We start from the raw sequence: 18,587 nt of genomic DNA, 5'->3' as shown, positions 1-18,587 counted from the left end.
GACTACCTGGATGATGCCTGGAGGACTTCCACGCGTTATCAAGTCTAGTAAACATCGAGCGGTTGATCTTGAAACCCTCGCAGATTGCCGCTCTATCCGATGCTCGCCATCCATCGAATGAGCGCAATTCCAATTGAACCAAATGCCCGGATCCACTCGTCGCAAGTACGATAATTCGGTTCAAACTTTCTGTTTTGTGCGTCCTCCGACGTATACGGGCCCAAGCTCGTACCAACGATGCAGAGGTGAATGAAAATGGCCAATACAGGAAATAAAAATCCCGGCAGCGACTGGGACAAGACCAATGAAGCCGGCAAAAAAGGTGGTCAGGCTTCCGGCGGGCAACAATCGCGCGATAACGATCGCATGTCCGGAGGCGGGCAAGGCAATCGCGGAGGCGAATTTGCCGATGATAAGGAAAATATGACCAAGCCAGGCCAGAAAGGCGGCCAGGCTTCAGGCGGACAACAAGGCAACAGGGCTGACCAATCGTCCAGCACTGGGCAAGGAAGCGGACGCGGCGGTAATTTTGCCGATGATCGCGATAAGTCTGATATGGGACGCAAAGATGACGGGATGAGCGGAGGTGGAGGACGCAAACCCTGATGCTGTCTGAATCATCAAGCCCCGATTTTTTCGGGGCTTGATTTCGATAGGATTGAGATCAGTCGCAAGGACGCGCTAATTGATCTGCACAATCACCGGACCTTCCGTCACGATCGGCGGGTTCGCGTGGATATTCGATGCATTTTTCTGAATCCATTCGCGTGCAACTTTCAAGCTCGCATCGCTGCCGGCCTTGTCCGTGCAAACCGTCACTGAGGTCCCACCATCCCCGGTATTGAGCAGTGTGTAGCTGACGAGGCCAGGCACTGTCCGCAGGAGCGCTTCGACGTCGGTCTGGCGCTGTTCCAAAAGGTCGAAAAGCTGTTTGGCTCCTGCACCGAGGTAGGTTCTTATTACCGCATACATGATCGTCTCCTTTGGGAGTACCCAGGTTTCAATTCTCCCCGATTCATTAAGCTTAGCCACAGGCCGGTGGCAGGCGAGATGCTACGACCATCGGCGGCGTTCGCTCTCGCCATTCACTCTCACGCCTGATCCATCGCCTCAGCCACCCCCTGATCCTCTCCCAGGAAACCACCACTTTGATGCTGCCACAGCCGCGCGTAGGTGCCGTTTTTTGCCAGCAATTGCGCATGGGTACCCTGTTCGATGATACGTCCCTCGTCCATGACAATGAGTCGATCCATGGCCGCAATCGTCGACAGCCGATGGGCGATGGCGATGACGGTCTTGCCCTGCATCATTTCATCGAGGCTTTCCTGGATGGCGACTTCAACTTCAGAATCCAGGGCACTCGTGGCCTCGTCCAACAACAGAATTGGCGCGTTCTTGAGCATCACCCGGGCGATGGCAATGCGTTGGCGCTGGCCGCCCGAGAGCTTGATGCCGCGCTCACCCACCAGGGTGTCATAGCCGCTATGGCCTTGCCGATCACTCAGTTGGCTGATGAAACCGTCGGCTTGGGCATTAATCGCGGCGCTGCGCACCTGGGCGTCGGTCGCGTCCGGGCGGCCGTAGGCGATGTTGTCGCGAATCGAGCGGTGCAGCAGGGACGTATCCTGGGTGACCATGCCGATAGCGGCCCGCAGACTGTCTTGTGTCACCTGAGCGATGTTTTGCCCGTCGATGCGAATCTCACCGCTGTCGACGTCATAGAAGCGCAGCAGCAGATTGATCAGCGTCGATTTGCCTGCGCCGGAACGGCCCACCAGGCCGATTTTTTCGCCTGGGTGGATAGTCAGGCTCAATCCGTCGAGCACCTGGCGTTCACCGTTGTAGTTGAAGCTCACGTTGTCAAAGGTCACCGCGCCGCCAGAGGGCACCAGTACGCCAGCGTTCGGCGCGTCCTGCACCTTGGGACCTCGGGTCAGGGTTGCCATGCCATCCTGCACGGTGCCGATGCTTTCGAACAGCGAAGCCATCTGCCACATGATCCAGTGCGACATGCCATTGATACGCAACGCCATGGCCGTAATTGCCGCCACCGCTCCCGCGCCGACCTCGCCCTGGTGCCAGAGCCACAGGGCATAGCCGCCAGCGGCCATGATCAACATCACCACCAGCGCCTGGTTGACGATCTCGAACTGGCTGACCAGGCGCATCTGGCGGAAGCCGGTTTGCTTGAAGTCCTCCATTGCCGCGCGCGCAAAATGCGCTTCACGATTGGAGTGCGAGAACAGTTTCACGGTGGTGATGTTGCTATAGGCATCTGAAATACGCCCCGTCATCGACGATCGCGCATGGGCCTGTTCCTGCCCGACTCGCCCCAGGCGCGGCACAAAGTACAGCATGGCCAGCCCGAACAACGCGACCCAGGCAATAAAAGGCAGCATGAGTTTCAGGGCGAAGCCGCCGGCCAGTGCGATGATCGCAATGAAATAAACGCCAATTCCGGGTGCGATTTCGATAAGGGTGAACAGGACTTCGCGCACGCCCAGTGCAGTCTGCATCACCTTGGTGGTGACCCGACCGGAGAACTCATCGGAAAAGAACGAAAGGCTTTGCCGCAGCATCAGTCGATGGAAGTCCCAGCGCAGCCGCAACGGCAGGTTGATGGCCAATATCTGGTGCTGCACCATGGTACGTAGCGCCACCAGCCCAATGCTGGTGACCAACACTGTCGCGATACCCCACAGCACAGAACTTTCCTGCCCGTTCGCATCGCCACCGGCCTGCCAGGTCGAGAGCAGGTCCACGACCTGCCCAAGAAAGGAAAATAACCAGGCTTCGTAGATCGACACACTGGCACTGAGCAGCGCCAACGCAAGGATATAACCGCGGGCGCCGCGCGTGCAGGCCCACAGGAACCGCATCAGGCCGACAGGCGGCGGCGGTGCTTCGTCGGGAGGGAATGGATCGAGCCTTCGTTCAAACACGCGAAGCATTGTGATCTCCGAAATGATCTGGGTAAGCGGATTTTGCCATTGAGTGGCTGCTTTGAGGGTTTGCGGGCAGGCGTCGTATCCGCCACCGCCAGACTAACGGTGCCGGGGGATGCAGGGGGGCCGCGTCCAAAGCGCTCGGTTGAACTTTTACAGATGTAAGGCTGTGAAGGGTGTAAAGGAGTGTAAAAGGAGGTAAAGGGAGGGGGGCCACAAACGGAACAATTCGTCCCGTTTTCCATCAAGCGGAGAGTGGCCTGTTCATTCCTGCCGTTTACAAACACTCGGAGGTTGAAATTTCGCTGGCGTAGGCGCCTGTGGCGCTGTTGTCGACCTGAGCCGATGGACTGACAGACATACGTGCGCCGGCAGACAGGTTGCCGTTGATCCGGGGGATATGGCACAGGGACGATGCCGCCCCCATGCTCATGCGCACATTGGCCACATCCGCAATGAAGGGCAACGGTTTTTTGTTGAAGGTGCTGCCCATCGCCAGGTCAAGGACCAGTTCACCCGTCTTGCCCTCGATCTGGATGTCAGTGCCCATGCTGCCTGCCACCGTCAGCCTGGACGGATCGACGGCACAGGCAGGTGCCACGATTTTTACCCCTGCTTTTCCCGTCAACCCCGTCAGTGGCGCGCTGGTATATAGCGTGATATCCAGGGTAGGGGAGACGACGCGAACATTTTCCACTGCGTCATTCACCAGAAATAACGCCTTGTTGTCTGTCGTCACCTGAAGCTTGTTCAGCGTATCGGCAGAGCCTGAGACCACCATTGATGACGTTGCAGCGCATTTGATCGACAGGTTCACTCCCTGCCGGACCTCAACACTGCTGAATGCGGTCAGCGCAAAGGTTTTTTCGGCGGCCAGTGCAGCGCAGCTGGTCGTGCTGGCCAGCAGCATAAGCATCAGCTTCATCGTGTCCATGTTGTTCATGCAACCTCCTTGTTTTACAGAAGTACCGAAAGGGAAATCCAAATCCCGGAAACGACAAAGCCCTGAATAATCAGGGCTTTGTCATACATAAGATGGCGGAGGCGATGGGATTCGAACTCATGGACCTGTTACAGTCGACGGTTTTCAAGACCGTTGCCTTAAACCACTCGGCCACACCTCCGTTTGTGTTGCGGGCGCCATAATACCTGAATGAAACACACTGTCAAACTCTCTGCATAGCTTGTTACAGGGCGTCTGTTATGATCTTTGCGACTGAACGTTTCAAACCAACAGGAGTGTCGCCATGCGCGAACAGGATTACGCAGTGAACAACAGCGTGCAGGCTGAGCAGCTAGAGGTTAGCCGCGTCCTGCGCAACACATACGGCTTGCTGGCTCTGACGCTCGCCTTCAGTGGTGTGATGGCGTACGTTGCCCAGCAGATGCGTGTCGGCTACCCGAACATTTTCGTGGTGCTGATCGGCTTCTACGGCCTTTTCTTCCTCACCAATAAGCTTCGTGATTCCGCCTGGGGCCTGGTGTCGGCCTTTGCCCTGACCGGTTTCATGGGTTTCCTGCTCGGCCCGATCCTCAACCGTTACCTGGGCATGCAGGGCGGCGCCGAAGTGGTTAGCTCGGCCTTTGCCATGACCGCACTGGTATTCGGTGGCCTGTCGGCTTATGTGCTGATCTCGCGCAAGGACATGAGTTTCCTCAGTGGCTTCATCACGGCGGGTTTCTTCGTGTTGCTGGGTGCGGTGGTTGCGAGCTTCTTCTTCCAGATCAGCGGCCTGCAACTGGCGATCAGCGCGGGCTTCGTGCTGTTTTCCTCGGTCTGCATCCTGTTCCAGACCAGCGCCATCATCCACGGCGGCGAGCGTAACTACATCATGGCCACCATCAGCCTGTATGTATCGATCTACAACCTGTTCATCAGCTTGTTGCAGCTGTTTGGCATCATGAGCCGCGATGATTGATCGCCAGCCATGATTGAAAAAACCCGCTTCGGCGGGTTTTTTTTTGTTCTTGGCAAATGTACCGGCGGCTAGGCCATTGGCGGCAGGCGTCGCTTGACCGGGGTTTTCTTGACGATGGCGGTGTTGGTTTCGGCGTGAGTGTTGAGGCGGTCGAGCAGGGTGTCCAGTTGTTCCATCGAGCGTACATGCAGGCGGGCGATGAAGCAGTCGTCACCGGTGACCTTGTCGCATTCGGTGAACTCGGGAATCGCCATGATCTGCCGTTCCACTTCCTGCAACTGGCCGGGCAGCGGGCGAATGCGCACGATGGCCTGCAGCTGATAACCGAAGCATTTCGGGTCGATTTCCACGGTATAACCCTTGAGCACACCGCGCTCTTCGAGACGCCGCAGGCGCTCGGCGACGCTGGGCGAGGACAGGCCGCTGATTTGCGCCAGGGCCTTGAGCGAACGTCGCGAGTCTTCCATCAAGGCGGTGATCAGCACCTGGTCGATGTCATCGGTCATGGCGAAAACCTCAATTAGGCAATTTTGCGAAATCGCCTTCGCATAAAAGGCAGATTCGAAGTTTAGCCTGCTTTTTGCGCTGGAGCAGCCCCCGGTCGATTGGCATACTTTGCCCATCAACCACAGGAGTCTGATGATGGACAACTCAATACGTCGCGGCTCGTTCGAAATGACCGCCGCCATGCTGATCTCCGGGACCATCGGCTGGTTCGTGCTGGTGTCCGGGCAACCGGTGCTGGACGTGGTGTTCTGGCGCTGCCTGTTCGGGGCCGGTGCGCTGCTGCTGATTTGCGCGGCGTTCGGCTTTCTTCGCCCTGGCATCCTCACCCGTACCACCTTCCTGTTGGCGGTGCTCAGCGGTGTGGCGATCGTCGGCAACTGGGTGTTGTTGTTCGCCTCTTATTCCCGGGCTTCGATAGCCATCGGTACGGCGGTCTACAACGTCCAGCCGTTCATGCTGGTGGGGCTGGCGGCGGTGTTCCTCAACGAGAAAATCACCCTGCAGAAACTGGCATGGCTGGGCGTTTCGTTTCTCGGCATGCTGGCGATTGTCAGCGCACATGGCGGGGAGGGCGAGAGCGGTAACGAGTACCTGATAGGGATCGTCCTGGCCTTGGGCGCCGCGTTCCTCTATGCGATTGCCGCGTTGATCATCAAGCGCCTGACCGGTACGCCACCGCATCTGATTGCGTTGGTCCAGGTCAGCACCGGCGTATTGCTGCTTGCGCCATTCGCGCACTTTTCGGCCCTGCCGCAGGAACCGAGTGCCTGGGGCAGCCTCGTCACCTTGGGCATCGTGCACACTGGCGTGATGTACGTGCTGTTGTACGGCGCGATCCAGAAATTGCCGACGGCATTGACCGGCGCGCTGTCGTTCATCTACCCGATCGCGGCGATTTTCGTCGACTGGTTTGCCTTCGGCCATCGCCTGGAACCGCTGCAATGGATCGGGGTGGCCGCAATCCTGCTGGCCGCGGCCGGCATGCAGCAGGGCTGGAGCTTGAAATTGCGGCGCACCGTTACCTCGTAAGGCGTTTCAGATGTTCCAGCGCGGCGCCGTCCTGGCCAGTCGCTGGCGCATCTCGCCAATGTTGGCAAGCAGTTGCTCAGTCAACAAGCGGTAACCGTCCAGGGCGTTGTAGACCGGCACATCGAGCCTGACCATCGGTAGCGCCACGGGGCGCTCCAGCCGGTGGGGGACGCCGGACTTGAGCGCCCGGGCCATGGCAATCAGTTGCACGCGAATCAGTCGATGCTCTGCCTTCAAGGCCGACTGCAGGTCGCCGGCATCCGGTCGGGTATTGCCCAGTATCTCAAGGGTGCTGACACACAGGCGCAGTTGACGTTGAATGGCATCGAGTTCGGTCATGGAAATCTTCACTTCCTTGGACACCGATGGCATCAGGGAGCGCAGTTGCACCATCACGGTGTTCAGTCGCCCCATCAGCCTGAGGTGTTCGTCGCCAGTCACCGATTGGCCGGTGATGATACGACTGTAGACCGCCGCGCAATCACGCAGCGCATCTGCCAGGTTGTACCGCCAGGAATAGACCGCATAGAGCGGCAGGGCGAAGGAAAATGCCAGGGCCAGGGCAATGCCGATCAGGATATCCACCCCACGCCACAACCCGTCAGTGACCGGATTGTCACCATGCCCGGCGACGATGAATACGGTGATGCCGGCCAGCAGCGCGGTGTATCCGCCTTTGCCGATGGCATGGTACGAGAAGAATCCGCACACCACCGCCATGGCGAAATAGGTCAGCCACGGCATGCCGAGCCAGGACTGTTGCACCACCAGGACCAGGCCGATAGCCGCCCCGACCAGGGTGCCGATGGCCCGTTCGGCGGCTTTCTTGCCGATGTTGCCATGGTGCTGCAAGCCGCCGATCACCACCAGCATCGTCACTGAGGCCCACTCGCCGTGGGGCAGGTGGATGCCGGTGGTCAGCAGGATCGTCGCCAGCAACCCGAGCGACACGCGCACGGCATGGATCATCCGCGCGTGGCGATAGCGCTGGTACGGGTCCAATAGCGGACGCAGTAACCGGCGCAGTAGTGGTGGCAGGCGAAGAGCCGTGGATGCGCTCAGGTCGGCTCTCCTCAGAAGATGTAGTCAGTGGTCAGGAAGCTTGAACTGCGGCCACTGATGATCTCGCTGATGAGATCCTTGTTGGTCTCCTGGAATTTGGTCGCCACCAGCGTGCGAATCGAAAACACCCGCAGGGCGTCGTGCACCGACAGCGTGCCCTCGGCGGAGTTTTTCCGGCCATTGAACGGGTAGGTGTCCGGGCCGCGCTGGCATTGGGCGTTGAGGTTGATGCGCCCGACCTGGTTGGCGAAGGTGTCGACCAGTCGACCGACCGCCACCGGGTTCGTGCCGAAGATACTCAGTTGCTGGCCGAAGTCCGATTCGAGGACGTAGTCGATCACCGTGTCCAGGTGACGATAGGGCACGATCGGCACCACCGGGCCGAACTGTTCTTCCTGGTAGACCCGCATCTGCGGCGTCACCGGGTACAACACGGCGGGGTAGAAGAACGATGCGCGCGCCTCGCCGCCATTGGGGTTGACCACTTTCGCGCCCTTGCCCACGGCATCGGCCACCAGCGAGTGCAGGTAATCGACCTTGCCCGATTCCGGCAAAGGTGTCAGCGCCACGCCACTGTCCCACGGCATGCCGGGTTTGAGCGTGGCCAGTCTGGCGTTGAATTTCTCGATGAAGGCCTCGACCACGTCTTCGTGGACAAACAGGATCTTCAGGGCGGTGCAGCGCTGGCCGTTGAATGACAGGGAGCCGGTGAGCGCTTCAGTCACCGCATTGTCCAGGTCCACTTCCGGCAGGACGATCCCGGGGTTTTTCGCGTCGAGTCCCAATGCCGCGCGCAAGCGGTGAGGGCGCGGGTGCAATTTCTTCAGGTCGCTGGCGGCCTTGTTGGTGCCGATGAAGGCAAAGATATCGATGTTACCGCTGGCCATCAGCGCACTGACCGTCTCACGCCCGCTGCCGTAGATCACGTTGATCACCCCGGCCGGGAAGCTGTCGCGGAAGGCCTCCAGCAACGGGCGAATCAGCAGCACGCCAAGCTTGGCTGGCTTGAACACTACGGTATTGCCCATGATCAGCGCCGGGATCAGCGTGGTGAAGGTTTCGTTCAGCGGGTAGTTGTAGGGCCCCATGCACAGCGCCACGCCCAGCGGTACGCGACGGATCTGACCGAGAGTGTCCTGCTCGAGTTCGAAGCGGCTGGAGCGGCGGTCGAGTTCCTTGAGGGCGTTGATGGTGTCGACGATGTAGTCGCAGGTACGGTCGAACTCTTTTTCCGAATCCTTGAGGTTCTTGCCGATTTCCCACATCAGTAGCTTCACCACCGCGTCGCGCTGTTCACGCATGCGCCCCAGGAAGGTCTCGACATGCTGGATGCGCTCGGCCACGCGCATGGTAGGCCACAAACCCTGGCCGCGGTCATAGGCACGCACGGCGGCGTCGAGGGCGGTCAAGGCGGTGGCGGCATCCAGCAACGGCGTGCTGCCGAGGATGACCTGTTCATCGCCGCCAGGGCCGCTCAGGTAAACCGGGCTGCGCACCTGGGCGAGTGGACCTGGCCAGGTTTTCAACACGCCATCGACCAGGTACTCGCGTTGTTCGGTCTGGCCGTCGAGACGGTATTTTTCCGGGATGCTGCCGGCGTCGGGAAACAGGTTGCCAAGAATCTGTGCGGTCGTCATGTCGCTACCCCGTGTGTAATGTCAGCCGTGCGCTTATGGCTAGCCGTTGAAGAATCCAGTTCAAGGGTTATACGCCTTGTTGATGAGTTTTTTTAACTGCAATCGAGCGCTGATGGGCAGAATAGAGGGGTGAAGGTGTGATTATTGTGCTTCAAGCGTAGACCGCAATCGGCGTTGGGGTGAAACGCGATCTTTTGACCTGGGAGCACACAATGGCTGGTGCCGAGGTTAAACTCCGCGCTCTTTCATAAGGAGTTCACATGAGTCACTACCAGCCGGGCATTCTTGCCACCCCTGTTCCGCCTCTCGCCCGTCACATGTTCTTCGCCCTGGAATCGGCCGCGGCGCTGCCGGCTGCGTTGGACAAGCTGACGCAACTGGTGGATGGCAAATCGGCGGTGGTCGGCTTCGGTGAGTCCCTGGTCAAGGCCCTCGGCGGGCATGTCGAAGGCTTGCGGGCGTTTCCAGCGCTGAGCGGTGTCGGCGTCGATAACCCGTCGACGCAACAGGCGCTCTGGTGCTGGTTGCACGGTACCGACCGTGGCGAACTGCTTAACCGCAGCCACGCCTTCGAAGCAGCGTTGGCCCCGGCCCTGCGCCTGGTGCAAGTGACCGAGGGTTTCCGTCACCGTGACGGCCATGACCTGACCGGTTACGAAGACGGCACTGAAAACCCCCGTGACGAAGCCGCCGCGGCCGCCGCGCTGGTGGGTGAGGGCGCCGAAGGCATGGTGGGCGGCAGCTTCGCCGCGCTCCAGCAGTGGCAGCATGACCTCAAGGGCTTTCGCGCGATGGCGTCCCATGAGACGGATGACATCATGGGACGTCGCCTGAGCGATAACGAAGAACTCGACGACGCACCGATCTCGGCCCACGTCAAACGCACCGCCCAGGAGAGCTTTGCCCCTGAGGCGTTCGTGGTTCGCCGCTCGATGCCATGGATCGAAGGCGAGCGAGCCGGGTTGATGTTCCTGGCCTTCGGTTTTTCCCTCGACGCCTTCGAAGTCCAGCTGCGCCGCATGAGCGGCCTGGAAGACGGAATCACTGACGGCTTGTACCGCATCAGCCGGCCGATCACCGGCGGCTACTACTGGTGCCCGCCGCTGAAGGATGGTCGTTTGGATCTGCGGGCCATGCGCATCGGCTGAGTAAAAGCAAAAGATCGCAGCCTTCGGCAGCTCCTACAGGTGGAACGCATAAACCTGTAGGAGCTGCCGAAGGCTGCGATCTTTTGATCTCCATCTAACCTTATGCCCAAACAGTATTTCTCAGCCATTCCTTAGAACTCTATGATCACGTCATAACTCGTTATGACAAGTGATCTTCATGACCGATAACGTTCTATCGCTTAGTAGCGTTCCGCTGCACACCCAACTGCGCGATGTGTTGCGTGCGCGCATCCTCGACGGTGAATACCCGCAAGACAGCCAGATGCCTTCCGAAAGCGAGCTCGGTGCGCTGTTCAAGGTCAGTCGCATCACGGTGCGCCAGGCTCTCGGCGATCTGCAGAAGGAAGGGTTGATCTTCAAAATCCACGGCAAGGGTACCTTCGTCGCCAAGCCGAAAACCTTCCAGAACGTCAGCACCTTGCAAGGCCTGGCCGAGTCCATGACCGGTCGCGGATATGAGGTGATCAACCGCCTGCGCAGCTTCAAGTTCATCGCTGCCGACAAGCTGGTCGCCGATCGCTTGCAGGTCGCCGAAGGGGAGACCGTGGCGCAGATCAAGCGGGTTCGCCTGATCAACCGCGAACCGATTTCGCTGGAAATCACTTACCTGCCCAAAGCCCTTGGCGAGCGCCTGGAGAAGGCCGATCTGGTAACCCGCGACATTTTCCTGATCCTGGAAAACGACTGCGGACTGGCCCTCGGCCACGCCGACCTGGCCATCGACGCAGTACTGGCCGACAGCGACTTGACCCAGGCGCTGAACGTCGAGGCCGGCTCGCCGATCATGCGCATCGAGCGCCTGACCCACGACGCCGAAGGCCGCCCAGTGGACTTCGAACACCTTTACTACCGTGGCGATGCCTTCCAGTACCGCCTGCGGATCGACCGGCAAAAAGGGGCGCAGGCATGACCCGAACGACTCTCGAGCAGGAATACGACATCGTGGTGATCGGCGGCGGCACGGCCGGGCCGATGGCGGCGATCAAGGCCAAGGAACGCAACCGCGATTTGCGGGTATTGTTGATCGACAAGGCCAACGTCAAGCGCAGCGGCGCGATCAGCATGGGCATGGACGGCCTCAACAACGCGATCATTCCCGGCCACTCCACGCCGGAGCAGTACACCAAGGAAATCACCATCGCCAACGACGGCATCGTCAATCAGGCCGCGGTGTATGCCTACGCGACCCACAGCTTCGAGACTATCGAACAGCTAGACCGCTGGGGCGTGAAGTTCGAGAAAGACGAGACCGGCGACTACGCGGTGAAAAAGGTCCACCACATGGGCGCCTACGTGCTGCCGATGCCGGAAGGCCACGACATCAAGAAAGTCCTGTATCGCCAGTTGAAGCGGGCGCGGGTCAGCATTACCAATCGCTTGGTCTGCACCCGTTTGCTCAAGGACGAAGAGGGCGCGGTCAACGGCGTGATGGGCTTCGATTGCCGCACGGCCGACTTCCATGTGATCAAGGCCAAGGCCGTGATCCTCGCCTGCGGTGCCGCCGGACGCCTGGGCCTGCCGGCTTCGGGTTACCTGATGGGCACCTACGAAAACCCGACCAATGCCGGCGACGGTTACGCCATGGCCTACCACGCCGGAGCCGAACTGGCGAACCTGGAATGCTTCCAGATCAACCCGCTGATCAAGGACTACAACGGCCCGGCCTGCGCCTACGTCACCGGTCCCTTGGGTGGCTACACCGCCAACAACAAGGGCGAGCGCTTCATCGAGTGCGACTACTGGAGCGGCCAGATGATGTGGGAGTTCCATCAGGAGCTCGAAAGTGGCAACGGCCCGGTGTTCCTCAAGCTCGATCACCTGGCCGAAGAAACCATCCAGAACATCGAAGAGATCCTGCACAGCAACGAGCGCCCGAGTCGCGGTCAGTTCCACGCCAATCGCGGTACCGATTACCGCACGCAAATGGTCGAGATGCACATCTCCGAGATCGGTTTTTGCAGCGGACATTCGGCGTCGGGCGTGTGGGTCAACGAGAAGGCCGAGACCTCGGTCAAGGGCCTGTATTCGGCCGGTGACATGGCCGCGGTGCCGCACAACTACATGCTCGGTGCGTTCACCTATGGCTGGTTTGCCGGCACCAACGCGGCGGACTTTGTCGCCGGACGCGAGTTTACCGCGCTCGATGCCGAGCAGGTCGCAATTGAAAAGCAGCGAGTCTACGCACCCCTTGATCGCGAACACGGCCTGCCACCGGCCCAGGTCGAGTACAAGCTGCGCCGCTTCGTCAACGACTACCTGCAGCCGCCGAAAGTGACCAGGAAGATGCAGATCGGCCTGCAACGCTTCAGCGACATCCAGCGTGACCTGGATCAGATCAAGGCCCACAACGCCCACGAACTGATGCGCGCCATGGAAGTCAGCATGATCCGCGACTGCGCCGAAATGGCCGCCCGTGCTTCATTGTTCCGCGCCGAAAGTCGCTGGGGGCTTTACCACTATAGGGTCGACCACCCGCAACGCAACGACAGCGACTGGTTCTGCCATTGCCACTTGAAGAAGGGCGAAAACGGCGTGATGACCAGTTTCAAGAAAGCCATCGAACCTTACATCATCCCACTGGACGCCGATGAAATGCAGGCCTACGACCGGTTGCGGGTCGGTGCCGACACGGCTTGAGCATGACACTAGAGAGAAACCGTGAAATGGCCTACCAACCCCAGGAAATATTCTTTCGCTCCAAGGCTCCGGTCACCGTCGACGAGGACCTTTGCATCGCCCACAAGGGCTGCACGGTGTGCGTCGACGTCTGCCCGATGGACTTGCTGGCGATCAACCCGGCCACGCAAAAGGCCTACATGGCCTTCGATGAATGCTGGTACTGCATGCCGTGCGAAAAGGACTGCCCGACTGGCGCCGTGAAAGTGGATATCCCTTATTTGTTGCGTTGAAGCACAGCCCAAATGTGGGAGCGAGTGCAGACAATAAAATGCTACCCGGAAACCACCGGACGCTTGCTTCAAGACACCCCTCGTTTCCCACCACGCCCTGATCGTGGCGGAGACGAACATCCTATAAATGATTCGAGGGGAAACACCCATGATATTGCGTGCAGCTTTGGCCGGTCTGGTACTGGCATCATTCACCCTGTCGGCGCAAGCCGAAACCATCCGCATCGCCATCGGCACCCAGGACACCACCATCAATTGCGCCGCTGGCGGCCTGTTGATCCGCGAGCTGGGCCTGCTGGACAAATACCTGCCCCACGATGGCCAGTACAAGGACGCCAAGTACGAGGTGCAGTGGAAGAACTTCACCAGCGGCGCGCCGCTGACCAATGAGATGGTCGCCGGCAAGCTCGACTTCGGCGCCATGGCCGATTTCCCCGGGTCGTTCAACGGCGTGGCGTTTGAAACTGCCGGCAAGCACAGCCTGTTCATCAGCGTGCTGTCGGGCAGCACCCAGGGCAGTGGCAACGGCATCGTGGTGCCGAGCGCGTCGGGCGTGCAGTCACTGGCCGAGCTCAAGGGCAAGACCATTTCCGTTCCGTTCGCGTCCACTGCCCATGGCATGTTGCTGCGCGCTGTAGCGGCCCAGGGTTGGGACCCGCTCAAGGACGTGAACATCATTGCCCAGCCACCGGAAGTCGCCGGTTCCGCGTTGCAGGCCGGCAAGATCGACGCCCATGCCGACTTTGTGCCGTTCGCCGAACTGTTCCCGAGCCGGGGGTTCGCACGCAAGATCTACGACGGTTCCCAGGCTGGCGCGCCGACCTTCCACGGTGCGCTGGTGGACCAGGCCTATGCGAAAAAATACCCTGAAATCGTCGTCGCCTACCTGCGCGCGAGCATCGAAGCCAACCAACTGCTGGCCGCCGAGCCTGAGAAGTACAGCGAGTTGATCGCCAATGTCACCGGGGTCGATGCCGAGGTCAACTACCTGTTCCACGGCCCGCTCGGCGTGCAGACCCGCGACCTGACCTGGAAACCGGAATACCGCCAGGCCGTCGGCACCGCCATCGACACCCTCAAGCTGTTGAAGAAGGCTGATCGCGGCCTCGACCTGAATACCTTCATCGACGACCAATACATTCGCGCCGCGTTCAAGGCGTCCAATCTGGACTACAGCGCGCAGTTGGCGAATTACCAGCAGACGCCGCTCAAGGCCGTCGATGCAGGCAGTGGCCAGGCCATCACCGACTTCAGCCACGTGGCCGAGATCTGGGTGCGCGGCGAGCCGAAAGTCCGTCAGTACGCCTCGGCGCAAGCGGCATTCACCGCGCTGGCCGCGCTGAAGCAGGAAGGCAAGAACATCCGCGCGGTGTATGCCCAGGCCAGTGACAGCGGGATCAAGTTGCTGGCCGACCAGGCGTGGTTTGCCAGTGATGCGCAAGGTCGCCTCAGCGCGTTTCTGCTCAAGGGCCAGGCCCAGCAATTCGCCACGGCCCAGGGCGGCAAGGTGTTCGATTTCACCGATGCCACGACCCAGGCCGTGGCCAGTCGCTGAGTCAGTGATCGTTCCCACGCTCTGCGTGGGAATGCCGCCAGGGACGCTCCGCGTTCCGCTTTTGAATGTGACGCAGAGCGTCACTGGATGCATTCCCACGCGGAGCGTGGGAACGATCGGAGGTGTTATATGTTTGCACGATGGCTCCCCCGAGCCGCCTCGCTGCTGCTCTGCCTTTTATTCTGGCACCTCGCCGCCAGCCACCACTGGAACCTCGGCCTGGTGACTTTCGCCAACGTCCCGACACCCCTTGCCGTGATTGAAGCGGCACTGGGCCTCGGTGACTCCGGCAAACTCGCCCGACACCTTGGCAGCAGCCTCAGCCGGGTCTTCGCCGGTTACCTCGCGGCATTGGTGATCGGCGTCGCGCTGGGCCTGGCCATCGGCCGCTCGAAATGGGCCGAAGACTTGCTGCTGCCACCGCTGGAAGTGCTGCGCCCAATTCCCGCCGTGGCCTGGATTCCCCTGGCGATCCTGATGTTCCCCTCGTCCGAGCTGTCGATGGTCTTCATCACCTTTACCGGCGCCTTGTTCCCGATCCTGCTCAACACCGTGCACGGCGTCGAAGGCGTCGATCCACGGCTGATCGCTTCGGCGAAAAGCCTCGGGGCAGGGCGACGGGCGATGCTGCTGGAAGTGATTCTGCCGGGGGCCGCACCGAGCGTCATCACCGGCCTTTCCATCGGCATGGGCACGTCGTGGTTTTGCCTGGTGACCGCCGAGATGATCTCCGGCCAATACGGCATCGGCTATTACACCTGGGAGTCCTACACCATCCAGAACTACCCCGACATTGTGGTCGGCATGTTGCTGATCGGCGTACTCGGGATGGGCAGCAGCCTGCTGATCAAACGCCTGGGCGGTGTATTCACACCCTGGCATCGACCACGAGGAAAAGCCTGATGAGTGTTTTTCAACAGCCCGAAGGGCGGATCGATATTCGCGGTTTGTCGATCAGCCTGGGCGAGGGCAGCGCGGCCTTCGAAGCCGTGCAGGGCCTCGATTGCCTGATCGAACCAGGGCAGTTCGTGTGCATCCTCGGGCCGTCCGGTTGCGGCAAGTCGACCTTGCTCGGCGCCCTGGCCGGGCACCTGCAACCACGCGCTGGCAGCCTCAAGGTTGATGGCGCGGCGGTGTCCGGCCCGTCGCCGCAACGCGGCATGGTGTTTCAGCAGCACACACTGTTCCCTTGGCGCACGGTGCGCGACAACGTTGCGTTCGGCCTGAAAATGCGCGGCATCGGTAAAGCCGAACGCGACAAGGCCGCCGATGAAATCCTCGCCCTGGTCGGCCTTGAAGGCTTCGCCGAGCGCTGGCCGGATCAGTTGTCCGGTGGCATGCAGCAACGGGTGGAAATCGCCCGGGTGTTGGTCAATCGGCCACGGCTATTACTCATGGACGAGCCCTTTGGCGCTCTCGATGCCCTGACCCGCTTGAACATGCAGGAACTGCTGCTGGACATCTGGACGCGCATTCGCACCACCGTGGTGTTCGTCACCCATGACATCGACGAGGCGCTGTTCCTCGCCGATCGCCTGCTGGTGATGAGTACGCGTCCCGGTCGGATCATCGAAGACCTGCGCCTGGATTTCCCCCGGCCACGCACCACCGCACTGGTGACCAGCCACGAATTTTCCCGCTTGAAACGTCACTGCCTCGAACTCCTGCGTCACGAAGACGGTCGGCAGCTGCCCCGCCTGAACCCTCTCGGACTTCCCCCAGAAAACAAACTGCCGCGATTTGCCCTATGACCTCACTATTCGATGTAACCGATAACGATGACATTCTCGCCCTGCAACCACGCCTGACTGACGACGATGCCGGCGTGCGCCGCATCGCCCTGATCGAACTGGCCGACCTGGAAGAAGCGGACGGGCTGCTGTGGCTGGTCAACCGGCTGGCTGAAGACCCGGCGGAAGACGTCCGTGCCGAAGCCGCGCGGTTACTCGAAGCCTGGGAGGACGAGCCTGTGGTCGAAGCGCTGTGCCAGGCCCTGACCGATCCATCCGCAGCGGTGCAAGCCGCCGCGGCGCAAAGCCTCAGCCTGCTCAAGAGCGAAGCGGCGGGTGAGGTGATCCTGCCGTGGACCGGGCATGCCGACATCGGCGTGCGCATCGCTGCGTTCAGGGCCTTGCGTGAATTGCGCTACCCGCAAGCGGCCCCGGCGGCACTGGTTGCGTTGAGCGATCAGGAGGCCAATGTCCGCCGTGAAGCTGTCGGCGTGCTGGGTTGGCTCAAACAGCTCGACGCCTTGCCGGCCCTGGCTCGACTGGCAAGTGCAGACCCGGACACCGAAGTGCGCCGCGCCGCCACCGGTGCACTCGGCCTGGCGTCTGACGAGCAGGTGCTGCCGGCCCTGCGCCAAGCCTTGCAGGACCAGGCCTGGCAAGTGCGCGAGGAAGCCGCCACCACCCTGGGCAAGGTCGGCCACATCGACGCCGGCCCGGCATTGGTCCAAGCCCTGAGCGACGATTACTGGCAAGTCCGCCTGCGCGCCACCCGCAGTCTCGGCCGCTTGCGTTACGCCCAGGCACTGGACGCGCTGATCGAAACCCTCGGCCACCGCATCAGCAACCTGCGCAAGGAAGCCGCCCTGGCCCTCGGCGAGTTGAATGAAAAAGGCGCGATCGCACCGCTGCAGGCCGCGCAAGACGATGGTGATCCGGAAGTGCGCAAGGCGGTGCGCATTGCCCTGAGTCAGCTGCAATGAACCCGGTGGCCATCGGCAATTCCCGGAGCAGGCAGCAGCTGCGACTGAACTGGCCGGATGGCCGCGAGCAGTGGCTGGACCATGCCGAACTGCGCCGCCAGTGCCCGTGTTCGCAATGCCGGGCGTTTCGATTGCGCGGGATGGCGCCGCTGGTCGATGCCCGCGTTCGGCTGATCGAGGTGAATTCCCAGGGGTATGGGTTGCAACTGGTGTTCAGTGATGGTCATGAACGCGGAATATATCCATGGGCCTATCTCGAAGGATTAACTCCAAACCTGTAGGAGCGAGCATGCTCGCGATGGTCGTTAACGTTAACGCGTGGTTTCTGGTTAAACGCGGCGTTCTTGAGTCCATCGCGAGCATGCTCGCTCCTACAGGGGAGCCAGCGCAGTCAGAAGGACTTGCTGACGCTCGCCACTACCGTCGCGCTGCACACATCGTCGAAGCCCCAATTGCTCAGGCATTGGTTCTTCGACAGGTCGGTGTCGATGTAGCTCAGGCCCAGCATCACACCCGCCAGTTCATGGGTCAGCTTGAGCTCCCACTCACGGTACGAGTCTTCAGCTTCACCCGAGCGTGAGTACAGGTGCGGGTCCTTGAAGTCCATGTCGCCGTAGCGCAGTTTGAGGCCAACGCCGTAGGGCAGCTCGGTTTCGTAACCGATATAGCTGTAGAGCGAGTTCTGCTCGCTATCGATACCCGGCGCATCGGCGGAGTAGTAGGCGCCGAGTTTTACCCCGTAGACGCTGAGAATGCCGTAGGCCTCGCTCTGGTTGAACTGGCTCTCTTTCGGGTAAGAATATTTGAGGTAGCCCAGGTCGAGGCTGACGTCATCGGTGGCCTGCCACAACCAACCGGCATAGTAGTCGACCTCCTGCCGGGTTTTCAGGCCGCCGCCAAAGTCGACGTTGGAGGTCCATGCGCCCAGGTACAGGCCGCTGCTGTGGGCCAGGGTTGCGCCGGCTTGCAGTGTCGGGTCGTTCTGAGTCTGCGAGATGCCGCGGGTTCGATAATCGCTGGCCAGTGTCACGTCCAGCAGCAAGGCGAAATCATCGTTCAAGGGGATGGCTTGGCTGCTCAAAGGCAGCAGGCTCAAGGAGCCGAGGGCGAACAGTGTGAAAGCTTTCATGGTACGTCCCGCTATT

At 60.6% G+C, this 18,587-nt stretch carries 19 protein-coding genes and 1 tRNA gene; 12 read left to right on the top strand and 8 right to left on the bottom strand.

The window, feature by feature from the left end:
- Positions 1-255: 255 nt before the first annotated feature.
- On the top strand, positions 256-606 hold the full coding sequence (locus HGP31_RS17450) for a hypothetical protein (protein WP_020800061.1): 351 nt from the start codon (positions 256-258) through the stop codon (positions 604-606).
- A 75-nt stretch (positions 607-681) separates the two neighbouring features.
- Here the strand turns inward: HGP31_RS17450 and HGP31_RS17445 are convergent, their stop codons facing one another.
- From HGP31_RS17445 to HGP31_RS17430, 4 genes are all read right to left on the bottom strand, one after another.
- On the bottom strand, positions 682-972 hold the full coding sequence (locus tag HGP31_RS17445) for a hypothetical protein (RefSeq protein ID WP_020800060.1): 291 nt from the start codon (positions 970-972) through the stop codon (positions 682-684).
- Positions 973-1,091: 119 nt separating this feature from the next.
- A complete protein-coding gene (locus HGP31_RS17440; protein WP_020800059.1) occupies positions 1,092-2,951 on the bottom strand; it encodes an ABC transporter ATP-binding protein in 1,860 nt (619 codons plus the stop codon).
- Between the two features lie 271 nt (positions 2,952-3,222).
- Complete coding sequence (locus HGP31_RS17435; protein ID WP_168758288.1) at positions 3,223-3,888, bottom strand: GIN domain-containing protein; 666 nt, start codon at positions 3,886-3,888, stop codon at positions 3,223-3,225.
- A gap of 93 nt (positions 3,889-3,981) precedes the next feature.
- Positions 3,982-4,069, bottom strand: a tRNA-Ser gene (locus HGP31_RS17430).
- Positions 4,070-4,192: 123 nt separating this feature from the next.
- On the opposite strand from HGP31_RS17430, the gene HGP31_RS17425 reads away from it, so the two are divergent.
- The gene (locus HGP31_RS17425; RefSeq protein ID WP_008060078.1) at positions 4,193-4,864 is read left to right on the top strand and encodes a Bax inhibitor-1/YccA family protein; all 672 of its coding nucleotides are present in this window, start codon (positions 4,193-4,195) and stop codon (positions 4,862-4,864) included.
- Positions 4,865-4,932: 68 nt separating this feature from the next.
- Here the strand turns inward: HGP31_RS17425 and HGP31_RS17420 are convergent, their stop codons facing one another.
- The gene (locus tag HGP31_RS17420; protein ID WP_007987480.1) at positions 4,933-5,370 is read right to left on the bottom strand and encodes an Lrp/AsnC family transcriptional regulator; all 438 of its coding nucleotides are present in this window, start codon (positions 5,368-5,370) and stop codon (positions 4,933-4,935) included.
- Positions 5,371-5,506: 136 nt separating this feature from the next.
- Between HGP31_RS17420 and HGP31_RS17415 the strand changes: the two genes are divergently transcribed.
- The gene (locus HGP31_RS17415) at positions 5,507-6,400 is read left to right on the top strand and encodes a DMT family transporter (RefSeq protein ID WP_033045090.1); all 894 of its coding nucleotides are present in this window, start codon (positions 5,507-5,509) and stop codon (positions 6,398-6,400) included.
- 6 nt (positions 6,401-6,406) lie between these two features.
- On the opposite strand, the gene HGP31_RS17410 is transcribed toward HGP31_RS17415, so the two are convergent.
- On the bottom strand, positions 6,407-7,369 hold the full coding sequence (locus tag HGP31_RS17410; RefSeq protein ID WP_052024714.1) for an FUSC family protein: 963 nt from the start codon (positions 7,367-7,369) through the stop codon (positions 6,407-6,409).
- 104 nt (positions 7,370-7,473) lie between these two features.
- Positions 7,474-9,099 (bottom strand): NADP-dependent glyceraldehyde-3-phosphate dehydrogenase, encoded by a 1,626-nt coding sequence (locus HGP31_RS17405; RefSeq protein WP_020799171.1) that lies wholly within the window; start codon positions 9,097-9,099, stop codon positions 7,474-7,476.
- A gap of 260 nt (positions 9,100-9,359) precedes the next feature.
- Between HGP31_RS17405 and HGP31_RS17400 the strand changes: the two genes are divergently transcribed.
- From HGP31_RS17400 to HGP31_RS17360, 9 genes are all read left to right on the top strand, one after another.
- A complete protein-coding gene (locus HGP31_RS17400) occupies positions 9,360-10,247 on the top strand; it encodes a Dyp-type peroxidase (protein WP_033042825.1) in 888 nt (295 codons plus the stop codon).
- 178 nt (positions 10,248-10,425) lie between these two features.
- The gene (locus HGP31_RS17395; RefSeq protein WP_033042528.1) at positions 10,426-11,178 is read left to right on the top strand and encodes a GntR family transcriptional regulator; all 753 of its coding nucleotides are present in this window, start codon (positions 10,426-10,428) and stop codon (positions 11,176-11,178) included.
- Positions 11,175-12,905 (top strand): fumarate reductase/succinate dehydrogenase flavoprotein subunit, encoded by a 1,731-nt coding sequence (locus HGP31_RS17390; protein ID WP_168758287.1) that lies wholly within the window; start codon positions 11,175-11,177, stop codon positions 12,903-12,905. The genes HGP31_RS17395 and HGP31_RS17390 overlap by 4 nt, the downstream gene beginning before the upstream one ends.
- Positions 12,906-12,931: 26 nt before the next feature.
- Positions 12,932-13,177, top strand: coding sequence for a 4Fe-4S dicluster domain-containing protein (locus HGP31_RS17385; RefSeq protein ID WP_168759190.1), 246 nt, complete (start codon positions 12,932-12,934; stop codon positions 13,175-13,177).
- Between the two features lie 148 nt (positions 13,178-13,325).
- Positions 13,326-14,732, top strand: coding sequence for an ABC transporter substrate-binding protein (locus HGP31_RS17380; protein ID WP_168758286.1), 1,407 nt, complete (start codon positions 13,326-13,328; stop codon positions 14,730-14,732).
- A gap of 129 nt (positions 14,733-14,861) precedes the next feature.
- The gene (locus tag HGP31_RS17375; protein ID WP_020800864.1) at positions 14,862-15,635 is read left to right on the top strand and encodes an ABC transporter permease; all 774 of its coding nucleotides are present in this window, start codon (positions 14,862-14,864) and stop codon (positions 15,633-15,635) included.
- On the top strand, positions 15,635-16,483 hold the full coding sequence (locus tag HGP31_RS17370; protein ID WP_020800863.1) for an ABC transporter ATP-binding protein: 849 nt from the start codon (positions 15,635-15,637) through the stop codon (positions 16,481-16,483). Before HGP31_RS17375 ends, HGP31_RS17370 begins: the two co-directional genes overlap by 1 nt.
- On the top strand, positions 16,480-17,442 hold the full coding sequence (locus tag HGP31_RS17365; RefSeq protein WP_033041999.1) for a HEAT repeat domain-containing protein: 963 nt from the start codon (positions 16,480-16,482) through the stop codon (positions 17,440-17,442). The genes HGP31_RS17370 and HGP31_RS17365 overlap by 4 nt, the downstream gene beginning before the upstream one ends.
- Positions 17,439-17,723 (top strand): DUF971 domain-containing protein, encoded by a 285-nt coding sequence (locus HGP31_RS17360; protein ID WP_020800861.1) that lies wholly within the window; start codon positions 17,439-17,441, stop codon positions 17,721-17,723. Before HGP31_RS17365 ends, HGP31_RS17360 begins: the two co-directional genes overlap by 4 nt.
- Positions 17,724-17,833: 110 nt before the next feature.
- Here the strand turns inward: HGP31_RS17360 and HGP31_RS17355 are convergent, their stop codons facing one another.
- The gene (locus tag HGP31_RS17355) at positions 17,834-18,571 is read right to left on the bottom strand and encodes a TorF family putative porin (protein WP_168758285.1); all 738 of its coding nucleotides are present in this window, start codon (positions 18,569-18,571) and stop codon (positions 17,834-17,836) included.
- Positions 18,572-18,587 lie beyond the last annotated feature (16 nt).

The sequence above is a fragment of the Pseudomonas umsongensis genome (genome assembly GCF_012647205.1).
In the GTDB taxonomy this organism is placed as follows: Bacteria; Pseudomonadota; Gammaproteobacteria; order Pseudomonadales; family Pseudomonadaceae; genus Aquipseudomonas; species Aquipseudomonas umsongensis.
This window is presented reverse-complemented; position numbering and strand designations above follow the sequence as displayed.

Bases quoted from the DNA above. Each gene is read 5' to 3' on its own strand.
- HGP31_RS17450 (WP_020800061.1), top strand. From the start codon at position 256: ATGGCCAATACAGGAAATAAAAATCCCGGCAGCGACTGGGACAAGACC.
- HGP31_RS17445 (WP_020800060.1), bottom strand. From the start codon at position 972: ATGTATGCGGTAATAAGAACCTACCTCGGTGCAGGAGCCAAACAGCTT.
- HGP31_RS17440 (WP_020800059.1), bottom strand. From the start codon at position 2,951: ATGCTTCGCGTGTTTGAACGAAGGCTCGATCCATTCCCTCCCGACGAA.
- HGP31_RS17435 (WP_168758288.1), bottom strand. From the start codon at position 3,888: ATGAACAACATGGACACGATGAAGCTGATGCTTATGCTGCTGGCCAGC.
- HGP31_RS17425 (WP_008060078.1), top strand. From the start codon at position 4,193: ATGCGCGAACAGGATTACGCAGTGAACAACAGCGTGCAGGCTGAGCAG.
- HGP31_RS17420 (WP_007987480.1), bottom strand. From the start codon at position 5,370: ATGACCGATGACATCGACCAGGTGCTGATCACCGCCTTGATGGAAGAC.
- HGP31_RS17415 (WP_033045090.1), top strand. From the start codon at position 5,507: ATGGACAACTCAATACGTCGCGGCTCGTTCGAAATGACCGCCGCCATG.
- HGP31_RS17410 (WP_052024714.1), bottom strand. From the start codon at position 7,369: ATGATCCATGCCGTGCGCGTGTCGCTCGGGTTGCTGGCGACGATCCTG.
- HGP31_RS17405 (WP_020799171.1), bottom strand. From the start codon at position 9,099: ATGACGACCGCACAGATTCTTGGCAACCTGTTTCCCGACGCCGGCAGC.
- HGP31_RS17400 (WP_033042825.1), top strand. From the start codon at position 9,360: ATGAGTCACTACCAGCCGGGCATTCTTGCCACCCCTGTTCCGCCTCTC.
- HGP31_RS17395 (WP_033042528.1), top strand. From the start codon at position 10,426: ATGACCGATAACGTTCTATCGCTTAGTAGCGTTCCGCTGCACACCCAA.
- HGP31_RS17390 (WP_168758287.1), top strand. From the start codon at position 11,175: ATGACCCGAACGACTCTCGAGCAGGAATACGACATCGTGGTGATCGGC.
- HGP31_RS17385 (WP_168759190.1), top strand. From the start codon at position 12,932: ATGGCCTACCAACCCCAGGAAATATTCTTTCGCTCCAAGGCTCCGGTC.
- HGP31_RS17380 (WP_168758286.1), top strand. From the start codon at position 13,326: ATGATATTGCGTGCAGCTTTGGCCGGTCTGGTACTGGCATCATTCACC.
- HGP31_RS17375 (WP_020800864.1), top strand. From the start codon at position 14,862: ATGTTTGCACGATGGCTCCCCCGAGCCGCCTCGCTGCTGCTCTGCCTT.
- HGP31_RS17370 (WP_020800863.1), top strand. From the start codon at position 15,635: ATGAGTGTTTTTCAACAGCCCGAAGGGCGGATCGATATTCGCGGTTTG.
- HGP31_RS17365 (WP_033041999.1), top strand. From the start codon at position 16,480: ATGACCTCACTATTCGATGTAACCGATAACGATGACATTCTCGCCCTG.
- HGP31_RS17360 (WP_020800861.1), top strand. From the start codon at position 17,439: ATGAACCCGGTGGCCATCGGCAATTCCCGGAGCAGGCAGCAGCTGCGA.
- HGP31_RS17355 (WP_168758285.1), bottom strand. From the start codon at position 18,571: ATGAAAGCTTTCACACTGTTCGCCCTCGGCTCCTTGAGCCTGCTGCCT.